The sequence below is a fragment of the Massilibacteroides vaginae genome (assembly GCF_900178525.1).
Classification (GTDB): Bacteria; Bacteroidota; Bacteroidia; order Bacteroidales; family Tannerellaceae; genus Massilibacteroides; species Massilibacteroides vaginae.
The window spans coordinates 245,303-267,868 of sequence record NZ_FXDJ01000009.1 but is presented as its reverse complement, the minus strand read 5'-3'; the positions used below and the strand labels follow the sequence as shown (position 1 = coordinate 267,868).

At 39.9% G+C, this 22,566-nt stretch carries 17 protein-coding genes, 4 tRNA genes and 1 pseudogene; 12 read left to right on the top strand and 10 right to left on the bottom strand.

Annotation, left to right across the window (positions count from 1 at the left end):
• Positions 1 to 62: 62 nt before the first annotated feature.
• Entirely contained in the window at positions 63 to 2,900 is a 2,838-nt protein-coding gene (locus B9Y81_RS09570; RefSeq protein WP_245832430.1) for a TIM-barrel domain-containing protein, read from the bottom strand.
• Between the two features lie 315 nt (positions 2,901 to 3,215).
• Here B9Y81_RS09570 and B9Y81_RS09565 point away from each other — a divergent pair, with 315 nt between their 5' ends.
• From B9Y81_RS09565 to B9Y81_RS09550, 3 genes are all read left to right on the top strand, one after another.
• Complete coding sequence (locus B9Y81_RS09565) at positions 3,216 to 4,679, top strand: glycoside hydrolase family 43 protein (RefSeq protein WP_176221474.1); 1,464 nt, start codon at positions 3,216 to 3,218, stop codon at positions 4,677 to 4,679.
• Positions 4,680 to 5,041: 362 nt separating this feature from the next.
• Positions 5,042 to 5,119: transfer RNA gene (locus B9Y81_RS09555), tRNA-Val, on the top strand.
• A gap of 22 nt (positions 5,120 to 5,141) precedes the next feature.
• Positions 5,142 to 5,219 (top strand) — tRNA-Val (locus B9Y81_RS09550).
• 457 nt (positions 5,220 to 5,676) lie between these two features.
• On the opposite strand, the gene B9Y81_RS09545 is transcribed toward B9Y81_RS09550, so the two are convergent.
• The 5 genes and pseudogenes from B9Y81_RS09545 to B9Y81_RS09525 all read right to left on the bottom strand — a co-directional run.
• Complete coding sequence (locus B9Y81_RS09545; protein ID WP_085536784.1) at positions 5,677 to 6,924, bottom strand: type II toxin-antitoxin system HipA family toxin; 1,248 nt, start codon at positions 6,922 to 6,924, stop codon at positions 5,677 to 5,679.
• Between the two features lie 2 nt (positions 6,925 to 6,926).
• A complete protein-coding gene (locus tag B9Y81_RS09540) occupies positions 6,927 to 7,217 on the bottom strand; it encodes a helix-turn-helix domain-containing protein (protein ID WP_085536783.1) in 291 nt (96 codons plus the stop codon).
• Positions 7,218 to 7,376: 159 nt separating this feature from the next.
• A complete protein-coding gene (locus B9Y81_RS09535) occupies positions 7,377 to 8,597 on the bottom strand; it encodes an alkaline phosphatase family protein (RefSeq protein ID WP_085536782.1) in 1,221 nt (406 codons plus the stop codon).
• A 63-nt stretch (positions 8,598 to 8,660) separates the two neighbouring features.
• The gene (locus tag B9Y81_RS09530) at positions 8,661 to 9,284 is read right to left on the bottom strand and encodes a hypothetical protein (protein ID WP_085536781.1); all 624 of its coding nucleotides are present in this window, start codon (positions 9,282 to 9,284) and stop codon (positions 8,661 to 8,663) included.
• Between the two features lie 574 nt (positions 9,285 to 9,858).
• A pseudogene (locus tag B9Y81_RS09525) lies at positions 9,859 to 10,110 on the bottom strand (ORF6N domain-containing protein); the annotation flags it as partial.
• A 99-nt stretch (positions 10,111 to 10,209) separates the two neighbouring features.
• Between B9Y81_RS09525 and B9Y81_RS09520 the strand changes: the two are divergent.
• The 5 genes from B9Y81_RS09520 to B9Y81_RS09500 all read left to right on the top strand — a co-directional run bounded on the left by B9Y81_RS09520 (position 10,210) and on the right by B9Y81_RS09500 (position 15,834).
• Entirely contained in the window at positions 10,210 to 10,659 is a 450-nt protein-coding gene (locus B9Y81_RS09520; RefSeq protein WP_262494106.1) for a DapH/DapD/GlmU-related protein, read from the top strand.
• Between the two features lie 120 nt (positions 10,660 to 10,779).
• Positions 10,780 to 11,652, top strand: a complete 873-nt coding sequence (locus B9Y81_RS09515; protein ID WP_139822911.1) for a helix-turn-helix domain-containing protein — start codon at positions 10,780 to 10,782, stop codon at positions 11,650 to 11,652.
• Positions 11,653 to 11,771: 119 nt separating this feature from the next.
• Positions 11,772 to 13,091: a TolC family protein gene (locus B9Y81_RS09510; protein WP_394335447.1), complete on the top strand. Its 1,320-nt coding sequence runs from the start codon at positions 11,772 to 11,774 to the stop codon at positions 13,089 to 13,091.
• Between the two features lie 18 nt (positions 13,092 to 13,109).
• Entirely contained in the window at positions 13,110 to 14,192 is a 1,083-nt protein-coding gene (locus tag B9Y81_RS09505; RefSeq protein WP_085536777.1) for an HlyD family secretion protein, read from the top strand.
• Between the two features lie 4 nt (positions 14,193 to 14,196).
• Positions 14,197 to 15,834 carry an MFS transporter gene (locus tag B9Y81_RS09500; RefSeq protein ID WP_085536776.1) on the top strand — a complete coding sequence of 546 codons (1,638 nt, stop codon included), beginning with the start codon at positions 14,197 to 14,199 and terminating at the stop codon, positions 15,832 to 15,834.
• Between the two features lie 27 nt (positions 15,835 to 15,861).
• Here the strand turns inward: B9Y81_RS09500 and B9Y81_RS09495 are convergent, their stop codons facing one another.
• A complete protein-coding gene (locus B9Y81_RS09495) occupies positions 15,862 to 16,992 on the bottom strand; it encodes an acyltransferase family protein (RefSeq protein WP_085536775.1) in 1,131 nt (376 codons plus the stop codon).
• A 161-nt stretch (positions 16,993 to 17,153) separates the two neighbouring features.
• On the opposite strand from B9Y81_RS09495, the gene B9Y81_RS09490 reads away from it, so the two are divergent.
• Positions 17,154 to 17,471 carry a DUF493 domain-containing protein gene (locus B9Y81_RS09490; protein ID WP_085536774.1) on the top strand — a complete coding sequence of 106 codons (318 nt, stop codon included), beginning with the start codon at positions 17,154 to 17,156 and terminating at the stop codon, positions 17,469 to 17,471.
• Positions 17,472 to 17,703: 232 nt separating this feature from the next.
• Complete coding sequence (locus B9Y81_RS09485; RefSeq protein WP_085536773.1) at positions 17,704 to 18,987, top strand: ATP-binding cassette domain-containing protein; 1,284 nt, start codon at positions 17,704 to 17,706, stop codon at positions 18,985 to 18,987.
• Positions 18,988 to 19,187: 200 nt separating this feature from the next.
• Here B9Y81_RS09485 and B9Y81_RS09480 read toward each other — a convergent pair whose 3' ends face one another.
• The 3 genes from B9Y81_RS09480 to B9Y81_RS09470 form a co-directional block, all read right to left on the bottom strand.
• Positions 19,188 to 19,970, bottom strand: a complete 783-nt coding sequence (locus tag B9Y81_RS09480) for a hypothetical protein (protein WP_085536772.1) — start codon at positions 19,968 to 19,970, stop codon at positions 19,188 to 19,190.
• Between the two features lie 332 nt (positions 19,971 to 20,302).
• A tRNA-Gln gene (locus tag B9Y81_RS09475) sits at positions 20,303 to 20,373 on the bottom strand.
• A 78-nt stretch (positions 20,374 to 20,451) separates the two neighbouring features.
• Positions 20,452 to 21,348, bottom strand: coding sequence for an SMP-30/gluconolactonase/LRE family protein (locus B9Y81_RS09470; protein WP_095996271.1), 897 nt, complete (start codon positions 21,346 to 21,348; stop codon positions 20,452 to 20,454).
• A gap of 131 nt (positions 21,349 to 21,479) precedes the next feature.
• Between B9Y81_RS09470 and B9Y81_RS09465 the strand changes: the two genes are divergently transcribed.
• Together B9Y81_RS09465 and B9Y81_RS09460 are read left to right on the top strand one after the other, a co-directional pair.
• Positions 21,480 to 22,376 (top strand): aldo/keto reductase, encoded by an 897-nt coding sequence (locus B9Y81_RS09465; RefSeq protein WP_245832429.1) that lies wholly within the window; start codon positions 21,480 to 21,482, stop codon positions 22,374 to 22,376.
• A gap of 95 nt (positions 22,377 to 22,471) precedes the next feature.
• Positions 22,472 to 22,548 (top strand) — tRNA-Asp (locus B9Y81_RS09460).
• The last annotated feature ends 18 nt before the right edge of the window (positions 22,549 to 22,566 follow it).

Sequence of the window (22,566 nt, the reverse complement as noted above, 5' to 3'; positions counted from 1 at the left end):
AAGTCATATCACATGACCTGTGCCTCTACTACTTATTGAAATCTCATTAGTGGTGATTTATTCTATAATTGCACCGTTTTGGTGGTACCGTCGTATTTTATTGTAACGTCGGGTACCGGTTTTAAATCAAATCCTTTTACCTTATTCTGACTGATATACACTACCTCAATAACTCTTTCTTTTATCATTTCGTCAAATTCACCTTTTCGATCAGCAATTGTTAGTTCCTTTGTTTTATCATTATAAGAAATAGAGATATTAGTGTACTTTCCTTTTTCGTAATCATAGTTTGTACCTTCATCTTCGTAAAGCGTGAACTTCGCGTCTGCACCGGCATAAACATATAGGGTAATAGCCATATCCGGCTTTTCAGAAGTATATTGAATGGCTTCTCCCATAGGAATGATAGACCCGGCTTTTACAAATAAAGGCATACGTTCGTAAGGAGCATCGGCGGTAATCGATTTTCCTCCTTCAAAATAAGCACCCGTATAAAAATCATACCAACCTGTTTTCTTCGGGAGGTACACCTCACGACTTCTGGCTTGGTATTCGTATACCGGAGCCACCAGCAGCGAAGAACCGAACATATATTGATCTCCCAAATCATTTACTTTCATATCGTAGCCGAAATCCATAACCATCGGACGCATAATCGTGTAGTCGTCAAAATACACCGCGCCGTTCATTGAATAGATGTAAGGCATTAAGCGATAACGCAGTTTGTTGTAATAAAGAATAGTCTGATAGGTTTTATGTGATTCGGGGGCGATATTGTAAATCTCGCGGAAAGGGTATTGCCCGTGCGAGCGAAACAGGGGTACAAAAGCACCGAACTGTGTCCAGCGAGCATTTAACTCACGCCATTCATCCATATCGGGTGAGCCTTCTTTGGCGTTTTCGAAGCGTTTTTGTACACAGAAACCGCCAATATCCATGGTCCAGTAAGGATTTCCGGACATGGAATGGTTCAGTCCGGCAGGAATCTGTGCTTTATAGTCTTCCCAGCAAGTGCCTATGTCGCCACTCCAGGTTACCGCACCATATTTCTGAAGTCCTGAAAAGCCGGAGCGAGTAAGTAAGAACACACGCGTATCATTATCCGCCTCGCGCTGACCGTTGTAGATCGCCATTGCATTCATCAGGGCATACGTGTTAAAATACTTGGTGGATGGTCCCATGGCTGTAGGGTTCATCAGTTCTTTTCGGTATCCAATGCTTGCGTTAGAAAGTATATCCGGTTCGGAGGCATCCATCCACCAGGCATCAAACCCTTTTGAATAGAGGTGCTCCTTCATTTGATCCCAAAATAGATCTCTTGCCCCCTGACTGTAGGCGTCGTAAAACGATCCGATATAACCTTGCCCTATCCAGTCACGAATACTATCGTTTGTGGCCCGTTGGTACATCCAGCCTTTCCGATCAAATTCTTTATAATGCTCTGTCGTGGCGTAAAACTTGGGCCATACGGAGATCATTATCTTTGCATTCTGATTGTGTACCTCGTCAACCATGCCTTTTGGATCCGGGAAACGAGCAGCGTCAAACGCATGACTTCCCCAGGCGTCTTCCGGCCAGTAACTCCAGTCTAATACAATGTTATCAATCGGAATTTGGCGTTTTCTGAATTCAGACAAAGCCCCCAGCAATTCATCTTGTGTTTTATAACGCTCCCGGCTTTGCCAGAATCCCATAGACCATTTAGGCATTACCTGTGCTTTTCCAGTCAGCGTGCGATAACCTTTCATTACATCATCCATGGATTCACCTTTGATAAAGTAATAATCGATCTGATCACCCATCTCCGAATGAAGCGCCAGTTTGTTTTGCTCCATGTTGTCGACAGGAGAAAGCGCTTTTAATCCGAGATACGAAACGCCACCATCCGGTTGCCATTCTACTTTAATGTGATGACGCTTGCCGGCCTCCATGTTTACACTGAACTTGGCGACAGACGGATTCCAGGCTGTGCGCCAACGATCGGCCATCAATTTGCCGTCAACCCACACTTTCGTATAACCGGCATAATACAACAAGAAGCGGTGTGCTCCTGATTCTTTAGCCTGCAAATCTCCTTCCCAGAGAATTGTCGCGTTATTGAACGGGAAATTTTCGGGAAATTGACTGATCGTTTCCAGGTTCTCATAGTCAATCTTGTTTTCGGTTCGTTCTACATATATATTATTTGGATCAGAGTTAATCAGATAAGTGGCGGTAAGTCCTCCTTCTTCCCCTTTTTTATTGTACAGTTTGAATTGAGATAGTTGCTCGTAGTCTCGCGGATCTCCGAATTTGGTTACCGAATAGTTATCCCAATAAATACCATAATTTTTATTCGACATCAGAAACGGAATAGCCACTTTGGTGTTGTATTGAAAAAGAATTTCATTCTTGCCTTTGTAATTGAACTCATCGGCCTGATGCTGTCCTAATCCGTAGAAAGCCTCGTCGGCCGGCGATTCGAACACTTGGCTGATCTCGTAGCCGGGAGTTCCGTCTACGGTTATTGGCGTAAAGGACTTTCCGCCGCCATTGTTTTCTTTTAAAATGATGTTGCCTTCTTTGTCGGTAAACCGTACCTCGCCATTGACTGTTGAAACGTAGGCTTTCAACGATGCGGTTTCAAGCACAAGCTGTCCTTCTTCTTCCTGTACCACCCAGTCTGAAACCGGAGGCAGCTTTTGCGCAACTAAACTCTCTTCCGCAGAAAAAGCTTTCGGCGTTGCGGTTACCCGTATAATCTCGGGTGTTATTACTTGAAGGCGAACGGCCTTTGTTGTCCGGCTGTTTTTTGAACTTAATTTCACGACTATTCCATCCGAAGTCTTTTCCCAAGAAGGACTGCAAGATATTAAGGTGAACAAGAATGCCGAAAGGCATATTAACTTTTTTGTCATCATGCTTGTACTTTTTAAATCATGGTATTTACACAATTACAAAAATAGATGATCGCACCCGGCGTTAACCGGAAATATGTTAATGTATATACGCTTATTTGTTGCCTGGCGAGGTATAATTTGTTGCTAAACAGCAGTCAATTTGTAAACAAGGGCGTTGTATATGCTTATTTCGGTATTTAGACTTACCTTCGTAAGTGAAAAACAACGAATTATAACATTACAAAAATGAACCCGGTAAATACCCTAATTTCAGTACTGATCACACTCTGCTTTTTTGTTTCTTGCCACTCCCCGAAATCTTCGGAAAATAACGTTGTGGAAACGTACAGAAATCCGGTTATCCCCGGCGACTTTCCCGATCCAACGGTGGTTAGGGTAGGGGATACTTACTATGCGGCTACTTCATCATCCGAATGGGCGCTTCCGTATCGCTTGTTCCGGTCGGCAGACTTGGTTAACTGGGATTATATCGGCCCGGCATTTCATGAAGTGCCCGAATGGTTAATGGGCAGCTTTTGGGCACCCGAACTATATTATCATAACGAAACCTTTTATATCTACTATACGGCTCGCCGAAAATCCGATAAACGGTCTTACATAGGTGTAGCCACCAGCAAAGATTTAACAAAAGGATTTACAGACCATGGTCTTATTATAGAATGGACCAGCGAAGCAATCGATGCCTTTATAGTTGATATAGACAATAAGTCTTACATCACCTGGAAAGCGTACGGATTAGATAAAAGACCGATAGAAATACTCGGAGCTGAATTATCCGCAGACCGTCTGAAAGTAGTTGGTGAGGCATTCAGCATGATAACGGCAGATTCGGATACCTGGGAATTCGGAGGCTTTGAAGGGCAATGTATTGTGAAAAACGGCGAATACCTTTATATGTTTTACGCCGGAGCAGGTTGCTGTGGAAGGGATTGCAACTACGCAACAGGAGTGGCCCGGTCGAAAACAATAGAAGGACCGTGGGAAAGATACGAAGGAAACCCCATACTTTTTGGAGACGATATATGGAAATGCTCCGGACACGGAACATTGGTAGAAACCCCGGATAACCGCTACTTCTACCTCTATCATGCCTATAATGTAGCCACCAATGTACATAACGGCAGACAACCCATGCTGGACGAAGTGATCTGGGACAAAACAACAGGCTGGCCTAAATTCAGATATGGCGACACACCGTCTCTGCAGGCGGAAGTTCCCATAGCCGGAACAATCCAACATAAAACGCCCGACTTTACCGACGACTTCTCCGGCGCAACATTAAAAAAAGAATGGATATGGGATGTAAGCAAAGCAAAACCACAAACTACGTTTGCGGAAAACACCCTGAAAATGCAAGCCGACGAAACACAAACCGGTTCATTTTTAGGCCTACAACCCCGAAAAGGCAACTACACGTTTGAAGTCAGCCTGGAAAGTCAGCCTACCATCTCTACCGGAATTGCCCTGTATGGAACGAACAACGAAGCCGTAGGCCTATCCGTAAAAGATCAGACCATTGAACTCTGGACAATCGAAAAAGGCAAACGCACCATACTCGCACAAGCGAAAAGCAAACAAAAAGAGATCACCCTCTACGTAACCACAAAATACGGCAACCAATGCCGGTTTAGCTGGAAAGACGCGAATGAAATACACCCAATAGGCGAAGTGCTAAACATAGACCGCCTTCCCCAGTGGGACCGGCCCGGCAATCCCGGCATCCAAGCCCAAGGAAACGGACACGCCTATTTCAAACATGCATCCCTACGCTGGGAATAAAAAGCAATTTTCCGCACCCACCGAAAAAAATTAACAATTCAACATCACCATACAATATAAGCCTACTAAAACAACATCCTTTATAAATAAAAACATAAAGGTTGTTTTTAGAAAAATATCCTTTATCTTCAGAAAAATAAAGGATATATTTTCAAGGCAAAAATACCGTTGAAAAACAACGAAGTGTGAAAATGCTGATTTTAACAAAAAAAGAATAGAAATTAACATAAAACGAACAGAAAACCAACCAATACCCCGGCGAGCAAGAAATGATTTTTTTTTATTTTTCAGTCCCGGAGATTTGGAGATAAACAAAAAAGATATATCTTTGCACCGTCTTAAGAGAAAGACTTTAACGTGAAGGGCGTTTAGCTCAGCTGGTTCAGAGCATCTGCCTTACAAGCAGAGGGTCGGCGGTTCGAATCCGTCAACGCCCACCACCTTCACAAAAAACAAACATTCGGGCGTTTAGCTCAGCTGGTTCAGAGCATCTGCCTTACAAGCAGAGGGTCGGCGGTTCGAATCCGTCAACGCCCACCAAACGGTATACACCCCAAAAAGACATAAAGTCTGTTAGTCAGTAGATTAACAGACTTTTTTTGTTTTATACCGAAGGGATGAAAAGACGCGAAAAGACAGTAGTCCGTGGACTGCATATTCCGGTGATACCCGGCCATTTTTTATTCTTGTAGTGTAAGCATTCGGTGTCCCTCGTATCGATAGCAATCGATTTTCTGTTATAGAGAAGTAACTTGATTGAGTAAGTTCCGTCAACGGCCACCAAACGGTGATACACCCAAACAAATTGGTAAGTTTGGTGGGTAAACTTATTCTGAATTAAGATGAAAATATTTTTTAGATCTAACAGACTGATTGGTCAGGATTTAGAATGAATGCAGGGGTTGGTTGCAAGTTCTGAAATAGCTTACAGTCTCAATCTTTTGAAACAAACCCCGAAACCTATCTATATAGATACTTGCACCTTGCACTAAAAATATTAAACGAAACATTTCCTTATCTTCACAATCAGTTTCTCATCGATCCCATTATTCGTTGCGAATTCTTCAAATTTTGATATTGCAGATTGCACCTGCTCAATCAATGCTTTGTAATTTTTAATATCATTTTTTTTAGCCACCTCAATTAAATCGTCAATGGTAATACTATCATCTTTTCCATTAATGGTCAAAGAGTGTGAATTGGCATAATTCGGAGCGGCTAAATCGACGCTGAATGTTATATCATATGCAGGAGACAATCTCCAAACTCCTTTTTTATCCATTGTAAATGCAAAATTCTTCGAGTGATCATCGACATTTTTGGATAGAACATTGAAGATCATTCGTAAATATTGTTGCTCAATATCCTCATACGGCAGATTCAGTTGGCGAATGACACTAAATAAATCTTCATAACTGCTTGCTAAAGGATTCATGGCTGCTAATGTTTGTACATGTAATTTCTCATTTCCAATTCTATCAAAACGTTTAGTTAGAAAATGAGTTACCCCTTCATACGTTTTTAACTCTGAAGACATAATATCAATACCCGCTTCCTTTGCCATCAAATAGTATACATACTCAAGTTTCGCATAAGGATAGGATGAGTTATCATCATATTTAAGAATGTAATGTTCAAAGCCATCAGGAACGGCCCCTTGCCCCGATTTTACCTCATTTGTTTCTTTGTTAATTGCAACAATGGCTTTTGGCCTTTTACCTCCGGGGGAAGAACTTATTTTAATCAAATCTTGCCAAAGAATTGCATTCTCAGCCTGTAAAACTGTATTCTCTTTTTCAGATAAAACATCTTTAGCAAACAGATATAGTTTTTGCACATCTACATCAAAAGCACTATTATTTCCAAGTTCCTTCGCTGGTTCAAACTCTAAAGCTCCCATTGCTCTGCTGCCAATAAAAGATAAATGATCTACCGGGTTAACTTGCTTTGTTAAAATCTTATTTTCGCGTAACCATAAGCTAAAAAGCGAGTTGCCATATTTATCAGGTAGTGAGTCAGCCAGCATAGGAGGTAAACCGGCATAAAGCTTTTCAGAATTACCCAACCATGGCATCCTTTTTTTACTTCGAGGACTATCTATAGGCATTGTAAGTGGCGCTATGTCAAGTTCATTTTCTAAAAAACGCTTTTCGTATTCAAATACAGCTAGTCTTTGTTTGTTATCCCAATATAGGTAACCAACATCTTGCCCCCACAAAGTGACTTTGATTGCATTTGTATCCATAGTTATTTAGTTTTATCTTGTTTGAACAAGTCTTTAGCACTAACAGGCAGTTCAGGCAATAGTTTCTCCACTTCTTCCAAATTTTCAATAGCTCTAAGTAACTTTAGAAGAGAGGCTAACGTTATACCTGTAGAAGAACCACTTTCAAAAGAACTAATTGTAAAAATACTAAGTCCCGTTTGTTCTGCTATTTCTTTTTGTGTATAGCCCATTCGTTTACGATATTCTGCATAGCGTTTGCCAAGACCGCTAATTATCGTATTGTTTGAAGAGGCATATAAATCTCTATTCATTTCGATTATATTTATATACAAATATAGATATATCTATATAATGCACAAGTAAAAGCGCATATTATAGATATATCTACACAAAATAAGCTATTATTATGCGGATATTGTCGATTCTCAGGATTTTATGGATTGAATATGTTAAGTAAACGGAAGAATTTCTTATTTCATCAGCCAACGGTTCAGGTGATTGCCCGGCGTTACGACAACAAACTTATAGAACTTGGATGCCGGCAGCGTCTGCAAGTCTACCGTGTAATTTCTTGTTCCTGCCGGTAGCGTTGTGAGTTTGATCCATTCGTCTTCTCCGCCTTCTTTGAATTTATTTGCAGAAGCTGCGTATATTGCCACCGGGGTATTTTCTGAATAAACCTTCCAAGATAAGCCGACCGTATTGTCGTAAGGCATTGTTTGTAAATCGTAAATATCGGCATCCCCTACAAAAGACATACCGTCTTGCTCCCATAAAACAGTTTGCGGAACCTCGAAACCCATGAACCGACAGATGGAAGGAGCTATATCCGTGATTGCCAAATGGCCGGAAGTAAAATGAGCGTTTACCGGAACGTTGGTCGATATCCAAATCTCACGTTCGCGCAGGGACTGTCCGCCGTGACCGTGACCATTTTCTCCGCGTCCGTGGTCGGTGGTGATTACAACCATCCATTCCTCATCAAAATTGGCTTCTCTGTACTTGACCGCTTCCCAGATACGGGCAATCTGATCGTCCGCTTTTCGTACATATTCATCGAAAAAATCCCCGTTGCCTGCAATATGCCCCGCATCGTCGGTGTACCACAGATACACCCAGCTCAGATCGGGAGCATCCTTGCGGATACCTTCTGCCGCGTCTTTCGATACTTGTTCATCTATATCAAAGATATGCAGGTCCTTATCTTTCTTTGGAAAACGGATTGTGTCTAAGTCGTAACCGTCTTTTACATAGTCTATTTTTAGCTGGTTGGTTTCCTGTTTTCCCTCTCCGATCAGCACAGTCCGGTTATCAGTCCAACTGGAATAGAGGGCTGTTTTGTATGCTTTCGGCTGTTCTTTGGCTATCCGGAAAATCGTCCAATAGTTATAATTCGGTTTTAAGTCGGAATTGCCACCTACGTTATGTTTGTTGAACCAGGTTGATGTCAGCAGATTCGTATAACCGATAGCCGAGATCGTAGCTGTTTGCGAATATCCACCTATCTCCCCTCCGGTATACGCCCGGCTGTAAGCCCCTTTCGAAGCGATATCGAATACGGTCGGCGTATGAAGCCTTTCGATTTGGTCGGCCGGAACGCCGTCGATAATTACATACACCGCTTTCTTTGTCTTTCCAAACACACTTACGCAACATAAACTTATCAGCAACAAGTAAAAAATACGTCTCATACCGCTTCCGCTTAGTGATTAAACAAATTAAATATATATATCATTCCACAGCGCGACAGCCGGCTATATAGTCGCCTGCTTCGGCTCTTCCTCAACACGTTTTATCGAAACTATCCGTTGATGTGCTTCTTTCAGTAGCTTCAGCTCCTTTGAGTTCAACTCAAGTTCACACATCTGTCTATTATAAGAAATGCTTCCCTTTAAAACCAGCGTTTGCTTGTTGTTAACATCATAACAAACGATTTCCATCCGGTTGTTTTCCTTTAGAATATCATCCGTATAAACCACCGCATACTTGTCTACCGTAGATGTTCCCAGATAGGATATGTTGGTGAAGTTTTGCTTTCCATTCTCAAATTCCAATGGCGAATACAAGGAATTATTAAGTCCTTCAATAAGTCCGATACTCCCTTTCCCAACTATTTCTCCGGCTACTTTTCCGATAGAGTCGGCATTTTCCGACAGAAATTTTCCTAAAGATTTTCCGATGCCTTTCCCTACTTCACCCAAGCCATCACTCGCTTTCTCACCGGTTTTTTCCCCTCGGTCTTTCAGCGCGTCTGATATTCCATCGATCACATCCAACGTTTTCTCGGTAACTTTTTTTGAACTGTCTTTTATACTACATGATATCACAGGCAACAAAAATAGAAATCCACCCGTGATAATCAACCATTTTTTTATCATATTAGCAAGCGTTTAATAAATACTAAATAGTGAATGTACAATGTACAAAGTGATTGCTAAAGATACAATAGAAAATGGTATATTCCTTTATTATTCCGTGGTAAAACGTGGATTTAATCCATATTGCAGTCTGTTGCTCTTTACCGAAACAAATTAACAATTCAAATTCCACCTTAAAACAGGCCTAAAATACAAGCGTTTTTTTTTAATACTATATATTTAAAAAGATATCCTTTATTTTTGAAAAGATATCCTTTATTTTTCCAAAAATAACCTTTATGTTTTTCGACACCTACAATAGTTTGATTTTCAGCGGTTTGCAAAATCGTTTAAAAACAGGAAAAATAATCTCGTTTTTAACTTAAAAAATTGCAAAAATTAAACTGACCCCACTGCACAGTTTCAATGGATTCTTTTTTAAAGTACATACCACATTTCCGGCTTTACTCTCCAATCGGTTTTGGATATTTGGTTTAATTCTAAGGAGTTTATACTTCGGGAGTCACTTAATCATTTTCTTTATTGCAAGAAGCAAAGAGAAGCGTACGTGTTTTTATTCTCATAGGTCATTATTGTCAGTAAAGGCAAAAGGCATGTATCTTGTGCCACCCCTTTTGTTTGAGGTCACAATTTGTGACCTCAAACTCGTAAATTCATCAAAAGATAATTCAAACATGAAATCTCCTGGAAATCGCTTAATATTCCGTCTAACTGCTTGCTTTAATACTTTTGTCTCCGTACCATACAGCTCCGCTAAATCAAAGTCAAGCATCACTTTCTTTCCTCTGATTTCGTATATTTTATTCTGTATTATTTGTAATTCCATAAATTTAGTGATAATAATAGTTTGCAAATTTAATTTTTTCCTGTATACCATACTATTTACTGTTGATAATCTGATTAATCAGATAAAAACAATTCCGATATCTGCCAAGATTATTCCGACAATCAGGAAGAGTTGGCTGCAATGACACTGAAAACAAAGCGTTTGCTGGTAAAACTTAATGCGACCGACTATGCCGACACGATACAAAAAGAAAAAATATGGCGGGAGATGTTCGGCAGTATAGGCAATAATGTGTTGATCGCCTCTGACGTAAAAATCTACACGGCTACTCATTCTACAAAAGTGTCGGAAAGAACGGCGCAGAACTGGGATGAAAATTCGGGTATATCCTTTTGTAATACATTTGCGCAGCCTGTCATAATTGAAGATAATGTGTGGATTGGCGGTGGCTCAATTATACTTCCAAATGTTACAATCGGCAAAAACAGTGTAATTGGAGCAGGAAGTATTGTTACTCGTTCGATACCGAGCAATTGTGTTGCAGTAGGCAATCCGTGTAGGGTTATAAAATATGTTGAAAACGAATGAGGCTTTTGTCGATTTAAACCGGTGAATAGAGGTAATGCACCAGTTGATCTGCTCTGTTTCTTAAATAATTAGTAACTTTGTTGCATATCCTTTAGGTAATGTATCTTGGGTTTGTTTGCGATGAATAAAGAGAATAGAACCGATCATAAAAAAAAACATCAGGGTAAAGTATTTACCATCACCGACTTTGTGTTGGGCAACCTGTCTGAAATAAATCAGATTCGGGAAGGTGAGATTTCCATACATGGCGGAATGGCTATGTGTACTTGCACAAAAGGTGCGTTTCATTTTAGTATTGGTAATAAAAACTATACCCTTACGGAAAGGCAAATTTTTACATTTCTTCCTCGTCAAGCAATAAAAATAATCTCGCAAAGTGATGATTTCTCCGGAGAAATCTTGGTTTTTCCGGTCGACCTTATGCCTGCTTATCTTTCTCCAATAAATTATGAAGTAGTTTTTCGGATAATTGAGAATCCGGTGTTGTCTGTTTCGCTTAAAACGATGCAGTCTATCCTTCAGATGCATGCCCTGATTGTTGAAAGCTTTCATAATAAAGAAAAAATCTACAAAGAAGAGATTGTAAAGGCGCTGGTGCTGGCAATGGTGCTGGAGGTCGGTTCGGAATACGCTAAACATCAGCAAATGTGTTTGCCGGCGGTGAAAACCCGCAAGGAGGAACTAACCGAAGCATTTATTGTTCTGCTGCTTACACATTATAAGGTTGGACATAGTGTGGCCTTTTATGCAAAAAAAATGGGCATAACTCCTAAGTACTTATCAGCTACTATTAAAGAAATTATTGGACTCGGGGCCCTGGACTGTATCAATGAGGCGGTAATGGCAAAGATTAAATCATCCCTTCGAAATAGTCAACAAACTGTATTGCAAATCTCTGAAGAGTTTAATTTCCCTAACTCTTCCTTTTTCGGACGTTATTTTAAACAACATACCGGAGAGACTCCGCTTCAATATCGGCATCGCAATCAATAAGGGCAAGAAAATAAAAAAATACCCCAAAAGGAAAAAACGGACATTTTTGTTGCAGAAACGGTCAGCGTCATAATTGAATACCTCACTACCTTTGTCGCTCATATTTTTTGAGAACAATGATGAAAATATATTTATTTTTTTTACTAAACATATTGACCGTTCATGTTCATTCTCAAACGGTAATGACATTAAAGGATTGTCTGGAAATCGGGATTGAGAATAATTTGTCACTACAAGTCAAACGAAAAGTAATACAAAAGAGCCAATATGGTATTTCCGAAAACAGAGCAAGGTTATTGCCGCAAATCAATGGTTTTGCCAATTACAATAATAACTTCGACCCACCTGTTTCGGTAACCGATGGTTCTTCTTACGGAACTCCTTATAGCGTGACTCACACATTGCAACACAATGCCAATACAGGTTTGCAATTGCAGATGCCGCTCTATAATCAGACCCTTTATACTTCGATTTCGATAGCAAAGACAATGGAAGATATCAGCCAATTGTCGTATGAGAAAGCGCGTGAAGACCTGATCATGCAAATCAGTAAAATGTATTATCTGGGGCAGGCCACGGTTGAACAAATCACATTAGCAAAATCCAATATCACCAGACTGGAAGAGCTGAGGGATATTGCATTGGCTTTTTTCGATAACGGGATGGCGATGGAAGTGGACATAAAACGTGTAAACATTAACCTGGAAAATCTACAGGTGCAATATGATAATTCCCTGGCCATCTTGGAGCAACAGCTGAATATGCTGAAGTACATTATGGATTATCCGGCGGAAGAAAAGATCGCGTTGACACACATGAACACGGATGATATATCTTCTGCGCTACTTACCGGATTGCCGGAAAGTTTGTATGAAATCCAACTTTTAAACACGCAAAAGCAATTGCTGGAGTTACAGAAGAAAAGTATAAATAATAATTATATTCCGTCATTGAATTTGTCGGGAAGCTGGACGTATTCTGCTTATACGGATAAATTCAAAAACTGGTTTCATGCAGGACCTTCTAATCATTGGTATCGCTCATACGGATTAGGAGTGTCTTTACGAATACCGATTTTTGATGGCTTGGAAAAGAAACAGAAAATAAGACAAGCCAATATGGATATAGAGAAGATTAATATAGAACGACAAGATCTGAGGAAAAATCTGGAAACTCAATACCTGAATGCTCAGAACGACCTGATGAATAACTTGCGTAATTTTAAAAGACAAAAAGATAACTATCAGGTGGCCGAAGATGTTTATGCCGTTACGACAGAACTCTATCGTGAAGGTATCGCTTCGATGATTGAGGTGTTGCAAGATGAAATGCAAATGGCAGAAGCTCAAAACAACTATGTCAGCGCACATTATAATTATCAGGTAGCTAATTTAACCCTATTGAAGTTGACCGGACAAATTGGCTCATTAGTAGAATAAAGAAAAGGAATAAAATATATGGAAGAGACTAAAAATAAAAATACACATCCGGAGAAAGTTAAAGATCTGAAGAAACTACGCCGTTGGCAAATCGTGGTCAGCACCTTAGGAGTAGTTATTATAGCCTGGGGGTTGTTTCAGGTGGTCTGTCTTTTCCTTAACTACAAACGGACAGAAACCAGTGATGACGCGCAGATAGAACAGTATATTTTACCCGTCAATTTGCGAGCGTCCGGTTATATTAAAAAGATCTATTTCTCAGAACATGAGAAGGTGAAAAAAGGAGATACGCTGCTTGTGCTGGATGATAGCGAATATAAAATTCGGGTAATGGAGGCAGAGGCTGCCCTTAAAGATGCCGAAGCCGGTGCTACAGTGATTGGAGCGACTTTGCAGACTACACAAAATACAGCATCGGTATATGATGCTTCGATTGCCGAGATAGAGATTCGCTTATCAAAATTGCAGAAGGATTTACAACGTTATCAAAATCTGGTTCGTCGTAACGCTGCTACTCCCATTCAGCTGGAGCAAATAGAAACAGAATACGAAGCAACTCTGAAAAAGCTGGAAGTCGTTAAACGACAGAAAAACGCCGCACTCTCCGGTGTAGATGAAGTGGCTTATCGCCGTAAAAACACCGAAGCAGGCATTCAGCGGGCTACGGCAGCGTTGGAAATGGCAAAGCTCAATCTGTCTTACACAGTGGTGCTAGCACCCAGCGACGGCAAACTTGGTCGGCGTTCCTTGGAGGAGGGGCAATACATTCCGGCCGGACAAACCATCACGAATATACTACCTGACGGACAAAAATGGATAATTGCCAATTATAAAGAAACACAGATAGAAAATCTATTTATCGGACAGGAAGTGGATATTACGATTGATGCAATAAGCAACCGGACCTTTACCGGAGTGATAACCGCCGTATCGGGTGCTACAGGTTCCAAATATTCTTTAGTGCCTACGGATAACTCGGCCGGTAATTTTGTAAAGATACAACAACGTATTCCCGTACGCATAGACTTTACCGGTCTGTCGGATGAAGAGAATGAGAAGTTGGCGGCCGGCATGATGGTAGTAGTAAAAGCAAAACTGTAAAATCGTGACGTCATTACCCCCCAATTATCCCTTTTATAATTGGGTACCTAAACCGTTGGGTATCCTTATTTTACTGTTCCTCTTTCTGCCTATTCTTACAATCGGAGGTGTTTATTCCGTCAATAGCGGCGAGATGATGAGTGGCTTGGGAATTGTATCGGAACATATACAGTTTGCCAATTTTGTGACATCAATAGGTATGGCCGCCTTTGCTCCGTTTTTCTATCAGCTGGTTTGTATACGCAGGCAGAAAATGATGTGTATTGTCGGTTTTTCGTTCATGTATATTTTTAGCTTTATATGCGCAAAGACCGAGAGTATTTTTATACTGGCACTTTGCTCATTACTAATGGGCTTTTTAAGAATGGTGCTGATGATGGTGAATCTCTTTACCCTTATTAAATACGCCTTCGGAATGGAAGCTACCCGCAATATCACACCGGGGATGGAACCTAATGACGGAGCGGGTTGGGATAAACTCGATGTGGAGAAAAGCATGAGTCAGCCTATTATTTATCTGTTCTTTATGTTACTCGGACAGCTTGGTACAGCGCTTACCGCCTGGTTGGCTTATTCGTATGAATGGCGTTATGTCTATTATTTTATGATGGGCTTGTCGCTTCTCTCTATCCTGCTTTTGTTTTTTACGATGCCCTATCGCAAATATCCCGGACGATTCCCAATTAATTTCCGAAAGTTTGGTAATGTGGTCGCTTTTTGTATCATGATGATTTGCATTACCTATATATTGATTTACGGAAAAACACTCGATTGGTATGATCATCCTTCTATTGGTTGGGCAACGACCGGCGCGGTTTTATTTGCCGGAATTTTTCTGTATATGGATGGTAAGCGACACTTCCCTTATTTTCTGATAAGCATATTCAAATTGCGGAATATTCGTATCGGAATACTGCTATACCTGATGCTGATGATCGTAAACTCAAGTGCCATGTTTGTCAATGTGTTTGTCGGCGCCGGAATGCAAATAGACAATTATCAGAATGCTTCGTTGGGAAATTGGTGTGTGGTAGGTTATGTTGTCGGAGCTATACTTACCATCGTGTTAGGTTCTAAAGGAGTTCATTTTAAATATCTTTTTGCCTTAGGATTCTTTATTATCGGATTGTCGGCTGTGTTTATGTACTTTGAGGTGCAAAGTGCCGGACTTTATGAACGGATGAAGTATCCGGTGATTATACGCTCAACGGGTATGATGATTTTGTATGCGCTGACTGCTGTTTATGCTAATCAGCGGATGCCTTACAAATACCTTTCCTCTTGGATATGCATAATGCTTACCGTACGTATGGTGCTTGGTCCGGGCATTGGAACTGCCATTTACACCAACGTGTTGCAAGAGCGTCAGCAACATTATGTTACCCGCTATGTGCAAAATGTAGATGCGATGAATCAAGATGCGTCTGCTTCTTACAACCAGACTATCCGGGGGATGCAGTTTCAGGGAAAAAGCCTGACTGAAGCCGAAAACATGGCAGCCATCTCTACTAAAGGTCGCATTCAACTTCAGGCAACGCTCTCTGCCGTGAAAGAAATGGCCGGCTGGACAATATACGCTTGCTTCTTCTGTATGTCGCTTGTGTTGGTTATGCCTTACCCCAAACGACGGTTGGAAACGTAAGACAAGAACTGATGTTTTTTAGGTCGGTTAAATGAACTTCTTAGTTAACCATTTCCTTACAGGTTCGTCGTACAGTTTCAGACAAAGGTAAGCCAACAAAATATTTCCAAAAAACAAAGCCACAATGACTGGCCAGGTTTGTGAAAACTCAGGATTGTCGCTCCATAGCCAGTTGTAAAATAGATACATAAAAGGATAATGCACGATGTACAACGGATAAGACAGATCGCCTAAGAACTTACAAATTCCGGACGACATCTTATCGGTTGTTTTCCCTGAAGCACCCAGATAAACTAACAGGGGGAAAATAATAATTACACATATAGAGTCATAAAGGCCATTCATCCAGGGAGATTCGCCGCTTCCGATGTAAGGAATGGAAAGTAAAACAACGATGGAAATACTGCATATCCAAAAAACTCCGCGAACTTGAGCCGGTTTGAAAACGCGAGACATCAATAAGCCAATAGAGAACGAAAACAACAAACGCAGAAAGCCCCCAAGCAAATTATTGTCTGCCATTGACCAACCTACACCCAAATGACCATAGCCCGATAAGTTACATACCGCATACGCAGCCAACCCAATTGCAGTTGATGCCGTAAGAATAGTCAATGCCTTTGTGGATAGTCGGCGAAGAAATAAAGCATATAAGATATTGCCGATGTATTCGAAAAATAACGTCCAGCTGGGACCATTCAAAGGGTACATTTCCCCATTACCGCGTACTTCTGTTGCCGAACCGGGCACTGTCGGTATTAAAAAAAGATTGAGGAGCAGGGCGAACATTAGCATCGACAGCGAAACCGGAGTCCCATCCCATTGTTGAGAACCTTGTATGTAAAATGTGATGGCACCTAAAGCAGCTCCCATAATCACCATCGGATGCAGACGGATTAATCTGCGCTTGAAAAAATCCTTTATAGACATTCTACCCCAGCGATCGTCGTAAGCATAACCGATAACAAAACCGGAGAGGATAAAAAAGAAATCTACAGCCAAATATCCATGATTAAAACGTTGGTCAATAGGGCCGGTTGCGAAACCTTCAAAAATATGATACCATATAACCATAATAGCTGCAACCCCTCGCAGTCCGTTAAGAAGTTCATAATGAGGTTTTGTGTCTGTAAATGCGGCTGATGCTCTTTCTTGCATAATTAATAATCGAATTCTAAAAGATTAGTAAAAATGCCGTAAAAATACACATTTATTGCTTTTCGGTTGTTAAATAAGAAAGACAAGTGAAAGGATTATGTTTTTCTGTCAGTTTGGCATACATATCCTAATGGTATGATGTTTGTTTAGGTATATGCATTATGAATGAAAAGATAAAAGTATTAGAAAAAGACAGAAATCAGCATAAAGATGATTTCTATCTGAAGTTTAAAGAGAGATTGGAGCAAACTCATTCTTTTCCGTTAGACTATATGTTTAAATGTATTGTCCCTGCTGAACAAAATATTATTGCCCAGTTGCATGCTATATTCAGCAGTGCAAATCCTGTTATTTCGACCAGAGACAGTAAAAATGGCAAATATACAAGTGTAACCATAAAAGTAGCGGTCAACGATGCGGACGATGTGGTGATCTATTACCGGCAAGCAGCAACGATAGAAGGCATCATGATGTTGTAACTTTCATCGATAAAGAGAGGAACTGTTAAGAGGGTGTGCCAATGGCTTAAAAGCGTTGACATGCCCTTCTTGTTTTTTGAAATATTTGGAACAATACTATTTATTGTTTACTTTCGCGCCATTATTAACGAACAATTACTCCGATGAGAATAACTAAGTAAAAAAGATGGTTACATACCATCATGTGAGATTTCATAAAGCATTTTGGTAATTACTTTTACTTAGTTATACTATGAGTATTGTTGCGAACGCACTTTCCTATATTCACCCCAATGGTGAAGTTCTGTTTAATCAGATCAATTTTTCTATTTCATCCGGAGATAAAGTTTCATTAGTAGGTAATAACGGAGTTGGGAAGTCAACCTTGCTTCGCATTATTTCCGGCATCCAAATCCACACTCCGGATATTGTCTTATTGGATGAACCATCAAATCACTTAGATGCTCAAAGCAGATCGGCGCTTTATAAATTTATTGAAGAAGCTAAACACACAATCCTTTTAGTCAGTCACGATCGTTCATTGTTGGATAAGGTTAAAACTACAATGGAACTGACGCCCAATTCAGTTGAAATATATGGCGGGAACTATGCATTCTACCGCCGGCAGAAAGAGTTGAAAATAAATTCGTTGCATTCCTTATTGGCGGATAAGGAAAAGAATCTGAAGCAGACTCAGCAAAAATTTCGGGACATGGCAGAGCAACGTCAGAAATTGGAATCAAGAGGGCATGCGCAGAAAGCCAAAGCCGGTACACCCCGTATAGCAATGGGAAAACTAAAAGACAAAGCCGAACAAAGCTCGGCCAAAATAAAAAATGAACAAACGGAAAAGGCAAATGACATTTCCACTGAAATCAAAACAATCAAACAAACGATACAGGAAGAACAGCTGCTGAAAATTGAAATAAAAGACTCCGGTTTGTACACGGGTAAGGTGCTTGTTGAGGCTGCGGACGTAAATATCATCTATGGAGAACATTCCCTTTGGAAGGAAGCTGTATCTTTCCACATCTATTCGGGCGACAGGATTCAGATTACAGGAAATAATGGGGCAGGGAAGACCTCATTGATCCGACTCATCACGAAGGAGACCCCGGCTTCGACAGGCAGATTGTTTATAGCCGACTTCAAGTATCTGCATGTAGATCAGGAATATTCCATAATAGATAACCGGCTGACAGTATTCGAACAAGCTCAGAAATTCAACGATCAACATTTTCCCGAGCATGAAGTGAAAATGCTATTACACCGTCACCAGTTTAGTAAAAACTACTGGACCAGACCGTGTGCATCGCTAAGCGGAGGAGAAAAAATGAAACTATTACTATGCTCACTAAGCATAAGCAACAACACACCGGATATACTAATTCTCGACGAACCGACCAACAACCTGGATATCCGCAGTAAAGACATACTAACTTATGCCACAAAAGAATTCAAAGGAACAATAATCGTCATTTCCCACGACGCTCATTTTTCAAAAGAGATCGGAATCAACAAATACATTTCAATATAAAAAAACGAAAAAGAAACCCACGATAAAAACAGCATAATTCCAAGCCAAATAAAGACATAAATTTCACCACAAAAAACGTCTGGAATTTCACATAGTAATATCTTTAAAAACATAAAGGTTATTTCTCAAAAGATATCCTTTATTTTTCAAAAAATAACCTTTATGTTTTCGGATCGGATAAGCTGTTGATTTTGAATGTTTTACAATTTGCTAAATTTCGGGTGTTTATAACCGGTTAGCAAGTGAGGATTTATGGCCTTATTTTCTCTTTGAGAGGGTCTGTTTTTTTGATTACTTTGGTTGTAATTTTCCGTATCTTGTTCTATGTAATCATAAGCAGTAAAGAAAATAGTTCCTAAAAATGTATATAGTTTTTCATCGGTAATTACAAAATAGTTATCATCTTCAAAAAAACTTTCCCATTCCGGATGAATTGAAAATATCTCAAAGAATGGAGTGTAATTATCATATTTCATAATACGCCCCATTAAATAATATGAGATACCAACTCTTAAATAAATATCAAAAAAATCGGGATTTTCATTTGTGATATTAATGATATCTAAACACCTATCTACTATATCTTTCTTTTCTTTTGAGCTTAATTGCTTTATAAAATACTCTTGTGCAAGAAACATTTCTAAAAAATAATGAGAAAATGGATATTCGAAAGTTGTTGCAGATACAATCTTATATCTTTCAATAATACAATTAACCGCATCACCTCGCTTTAGAAATTCCTGGTAGGCATTAAGTGGTTTAAATACAAAGTTATACCCTTTTTGATAATTATTCCACGCAAAAACATCAGTACATAATGGATATTCAATAAGAGCCTGAAGAACAGCCTGGGTAGCTTGTTCTCTTAAAAATTTCACGGGAACCTGACAAGCATTTTCCATTTCGTCTCTACTATCAAATTCTTTCCATCTGTCTGTTCCGGGAACTATTGGATAATTATATGATCCTTCAGGACGTGGCATGTTTATACTTTTTTGCAAGTCCTTATAATACTCTTCTGCATAAATAGCATATTCCTCTTTGTCGTCACTGCAACTAATTATTATTATACTCAATAAAAAAAAATAAAATGTGATTTTTCATAGCATATAATTTAATTATTTCTTAAAGATATATTTTTTTTAATAAGAGATAGCTTAAATTTTTACAAAATCAGTGATTGTCACCTACAATCACGCTATGAAAATTGTTAAACTTAGGAATCAAAATTCGGGTTAATCCTTCATAGTGATATAAAACAAAAGAGGCGACAATCTTTCGACTGTCGCCTCTTTTGTTAATGACTGTTTTATCGTTGTTCTACCAGGGCTCGAACCTGGAATTTCAGGACCAGAATCTGACGTGTTACCATTACACCATAGAACAATATGAATTACCTCTGTTATTCGGCTGCAAAGATATTGTTTTTTTTATACTTCCAAAAGATTAGATTGAAAAAAGAAATCAATGTGCTCCTTTTACACGCATACGTATACTATATAGATATTGAGACGCCGTGATGAAAAGCGTTTTCATGTCATCACCACCGAAACAAACATTTGCTGTCCAGTTGGCCTCTACCGGTATATGTTCTATTTGTTCTCCTTGCGGATTAAAAACAGTAACGCCTTTTCCCGTGAGGTATATATTTCCTGCTTCGTCAATCGTCATTCCGTCTGAACCTAAAGAGGTAAATAACTGCTTGTTTGTTAACGATCCATCCTCCTGTATCGCGTAAACATAGGTTTTATTTGCCTTGATATCTGCTACATACAAACGTTTGCCGTCCGGTGATCCTATTATTCCGTTAGGTTTTTCAAGATCATCCGCAACTCTTTTCAATTCTTTACTTTGTGGGCAAAAAGAATAAACATGTTCTCCGTCTTGCTCCATTTCGGGATTTCTCAGCCAATAGTCACGTTTGTACAAAGGGTCAGTAAAATAAATCCACCCATCAGGATGTACCCATAGATCGTTTGGCCCATTCAGCATCTTCCCTTGATAGTCCGAAACAATTACTTCATATCCTCCATCCGGGTTAAACTTCCAAATCTGGTTATCCATGTCTGAACAGGAAAGTAAATTGTTCTCTTTGTCTACATACAATCCATTCGCCCTTCCCGGGTCAGCGCTAAATGTTGACAGACCTCCTTTTGCCGACCATTTCAGAATCAGATTGTTGGGTTGGTCCGTAAAATAGATATTCCCTTGCTTATCCACCGCAGGGCCCTCTGTAAAACTAAAGCCATCGGCCAGCATTTCTAACTTAGCTCCCGAAGCTATAATTGAAGAATTTTCCTGGGCATGCACAATCCCTGATAACAGGATCGACAAAGAAAAAACAACATGAATCTTATTCATAAACAACATTTAATAATGGGTAATGCAAAATATAAGGCTATAAAGATATCATTTCTCCCCAATATTTTGTTATAAATAGGTAGGAGAGTGAAATAAAGTGGCTATATTACAACACATTAAAAACCAATCTTATGGATTCGATAGATAGACGGAAATTTATTAAAACCAGTGTAATTGGAGTAGCAGGACTGGCAGTATCGGGGCAACATGTTTTTTCAGCAATAACACCATCCCCCACAAAAGAAAGTATACCACAAGTCTTACTCGGCAATACAGGCTTGAAAATTTCTCAGGTCGGACTTGGAACAGGCACCGTGGCTTATGATAAATCATCCAATCAAACCAGATTAGGATCGGGTGAATTCACCAGATTGGCTCAACATGCCTACAACAACGGACTCCGGTATTTTGATCTGGCAGATTCGTACGGCTCTCATTCTTTTATGGCAGACGCGTTAAAGCACATGGACAGAGAGAAGGTTCAGCTATGTAGTAAAATATGGACGCATCCGAATGGTTCCGATAAAATAGTTCCGGTAGAGCAAACATTAGACCGCTTCAGAAGCGAAATCGACACGGACTACATTGATATCGTTCTAATGCATTGTTTAATGCAAGACAAATGGACAGAAAACCGCTCCTATTATATGGATGCCCTGTCAAAAGCCAAGCAAAAAGGCATAATAAAAGCCATCGGCGTTTCCTGTCACGACTGGAGTGCCATGGCAGAAGCCGCAGACAGTCCTTGGGTAGATGTTATATTGGCACGCATAAACCCATTTCAGGCCAATATGGATGGAACCCCGGAAGACGTAAACACGCTATTAGGTAAAGCCAAACAAAACGGCAAAGGCATAATCGGCATGAAAATATTCGGAGAAGGCAAGCGCATTACAGACGAAGATAGAGAACAATCACTCGAATTCGCTATCAAAAAAGCAAATATTCATTGCATGACTATAGGTCTTGAGACTGAATCACAGATAGATGACCTGACAAAGCGCGTATTAAGACTCAACCAGTCTTAAAAAAAGCGGATTTTTTTCAACAGACATATTGCATAATACAAATAATCCCCCTATCTTTGCATCGCAATTCAGAGGAATAGCAACAAAACAAAAATGGTGTGGTAGTTCAGCTGGTTAGAATACCTGCCTGTCACGCAGGGGGTCGCGGGTTCGAGTCCCGTCCATACCGCCAAAAGCCTCGATAGTCTAT

Excerpts from the sequence above, each read along its gene's own strand:
- B9Y81_RS09570 (WP_245832430.1), bottom strand. The coding sequence starts at position 2,900 with ATGATGACAAAAAAGTTAATATGCCTTTCGGCATTCTTGTTCACCTTA.
- B9Y81_RS09545 (WP_085536784.1), bottom strand. The coding sequence starts at position 6,924 with ATGGATACAAATGCAATCAAAGTCACTTTGTGGGGGCAAGATGTTGGT.
- B9Y81_RS09540 (WP_085536783.1), bottom strand. The coding sequence starts at position 7,217 with ATGAATAGAGATTTATATGCCTCTTCAAACAATACGATAATTAGCGGT.
- B9Y81_RS09535 (WP_085536782.1), bottom strand. The coding sequence starts at position 8,597 with ATGAGACGTATTTTTTACTTGTTGCTGATAAGTTTATGTTGCGTAAGT.
- B9Y81_RS09530 (WP_085536781.1), bottom strand. The coding sequence starts at position 9,284 with ATGATAAAAAAATGGTTGATTATCACGGGTGGATTTCTATTTTTGTTG.
- B9Y81_RS09515 (WP_139822911.1), top strand. The coding sequence starts at position 10,780 with ATGAATAAAGAGAATAGAACCGATCATAAAAAAAAACATCAGGGTAAA.
- B9Y81_RS09510 (WP_394335447.1), top strand. The coding sequence starts at position 11,772 with ATGAAAATATATTTATTTTTTTTACTAAACATATTGACCGTTCATGTT.
- B9Y81_RS09505 (WP_085536777.1), top strand. The coding sequence starts at position 13,110 with ATGGAAGAGACTAAAAATAAAAATACACATCCGGAGAAAGTTAAAGAT.
- B9Y81_RS09495 (WP_085536775.1), bottom strand. The coding sequence starts at position 16,992 with ATGCAAGAAAGAGCATCAGCCGCATTTACAGACACAAAACCTCATTAT.
- B9Y81_RS09490 (WP_085536774.1), top strand. The coding sequence starts at position 17,154 with ATGAATGAAAAGATAAAAGTATTAGAAAAAGACAGAAATCAGCATAAA.
- B9Y81_RS09485 (WP_085536773.1), top strand. The coding sequence starts at position 17,704 with ATGAGTATTGTTGCGAACGCACTTTCCTATATTCACCCCAATGGTGAA.
- B9Y81_RS09480 (WP_085536772.1), bottom strand. The coding sequence starts at position 19,970 with ATGCCACGTCCTGAAGGATCATATAATTATCCAATAGTTCCCGGAACA.
- B9Y81_RS09470 (WP_095996271.1), bottom strand. The coding sequence starts at position 21,348 with ATGAATAAGATTCATGTTGTTTTTTCTTTGTCGATCCTGTTATCAGGG.
- B9Y81_RS09465 (WP_245832429.1), top strand. The coding sequence starts at position 21,480 with ATGGATTCGATAGATAGACGGAAATTTATTAAAACCAGTGTAATTGGA.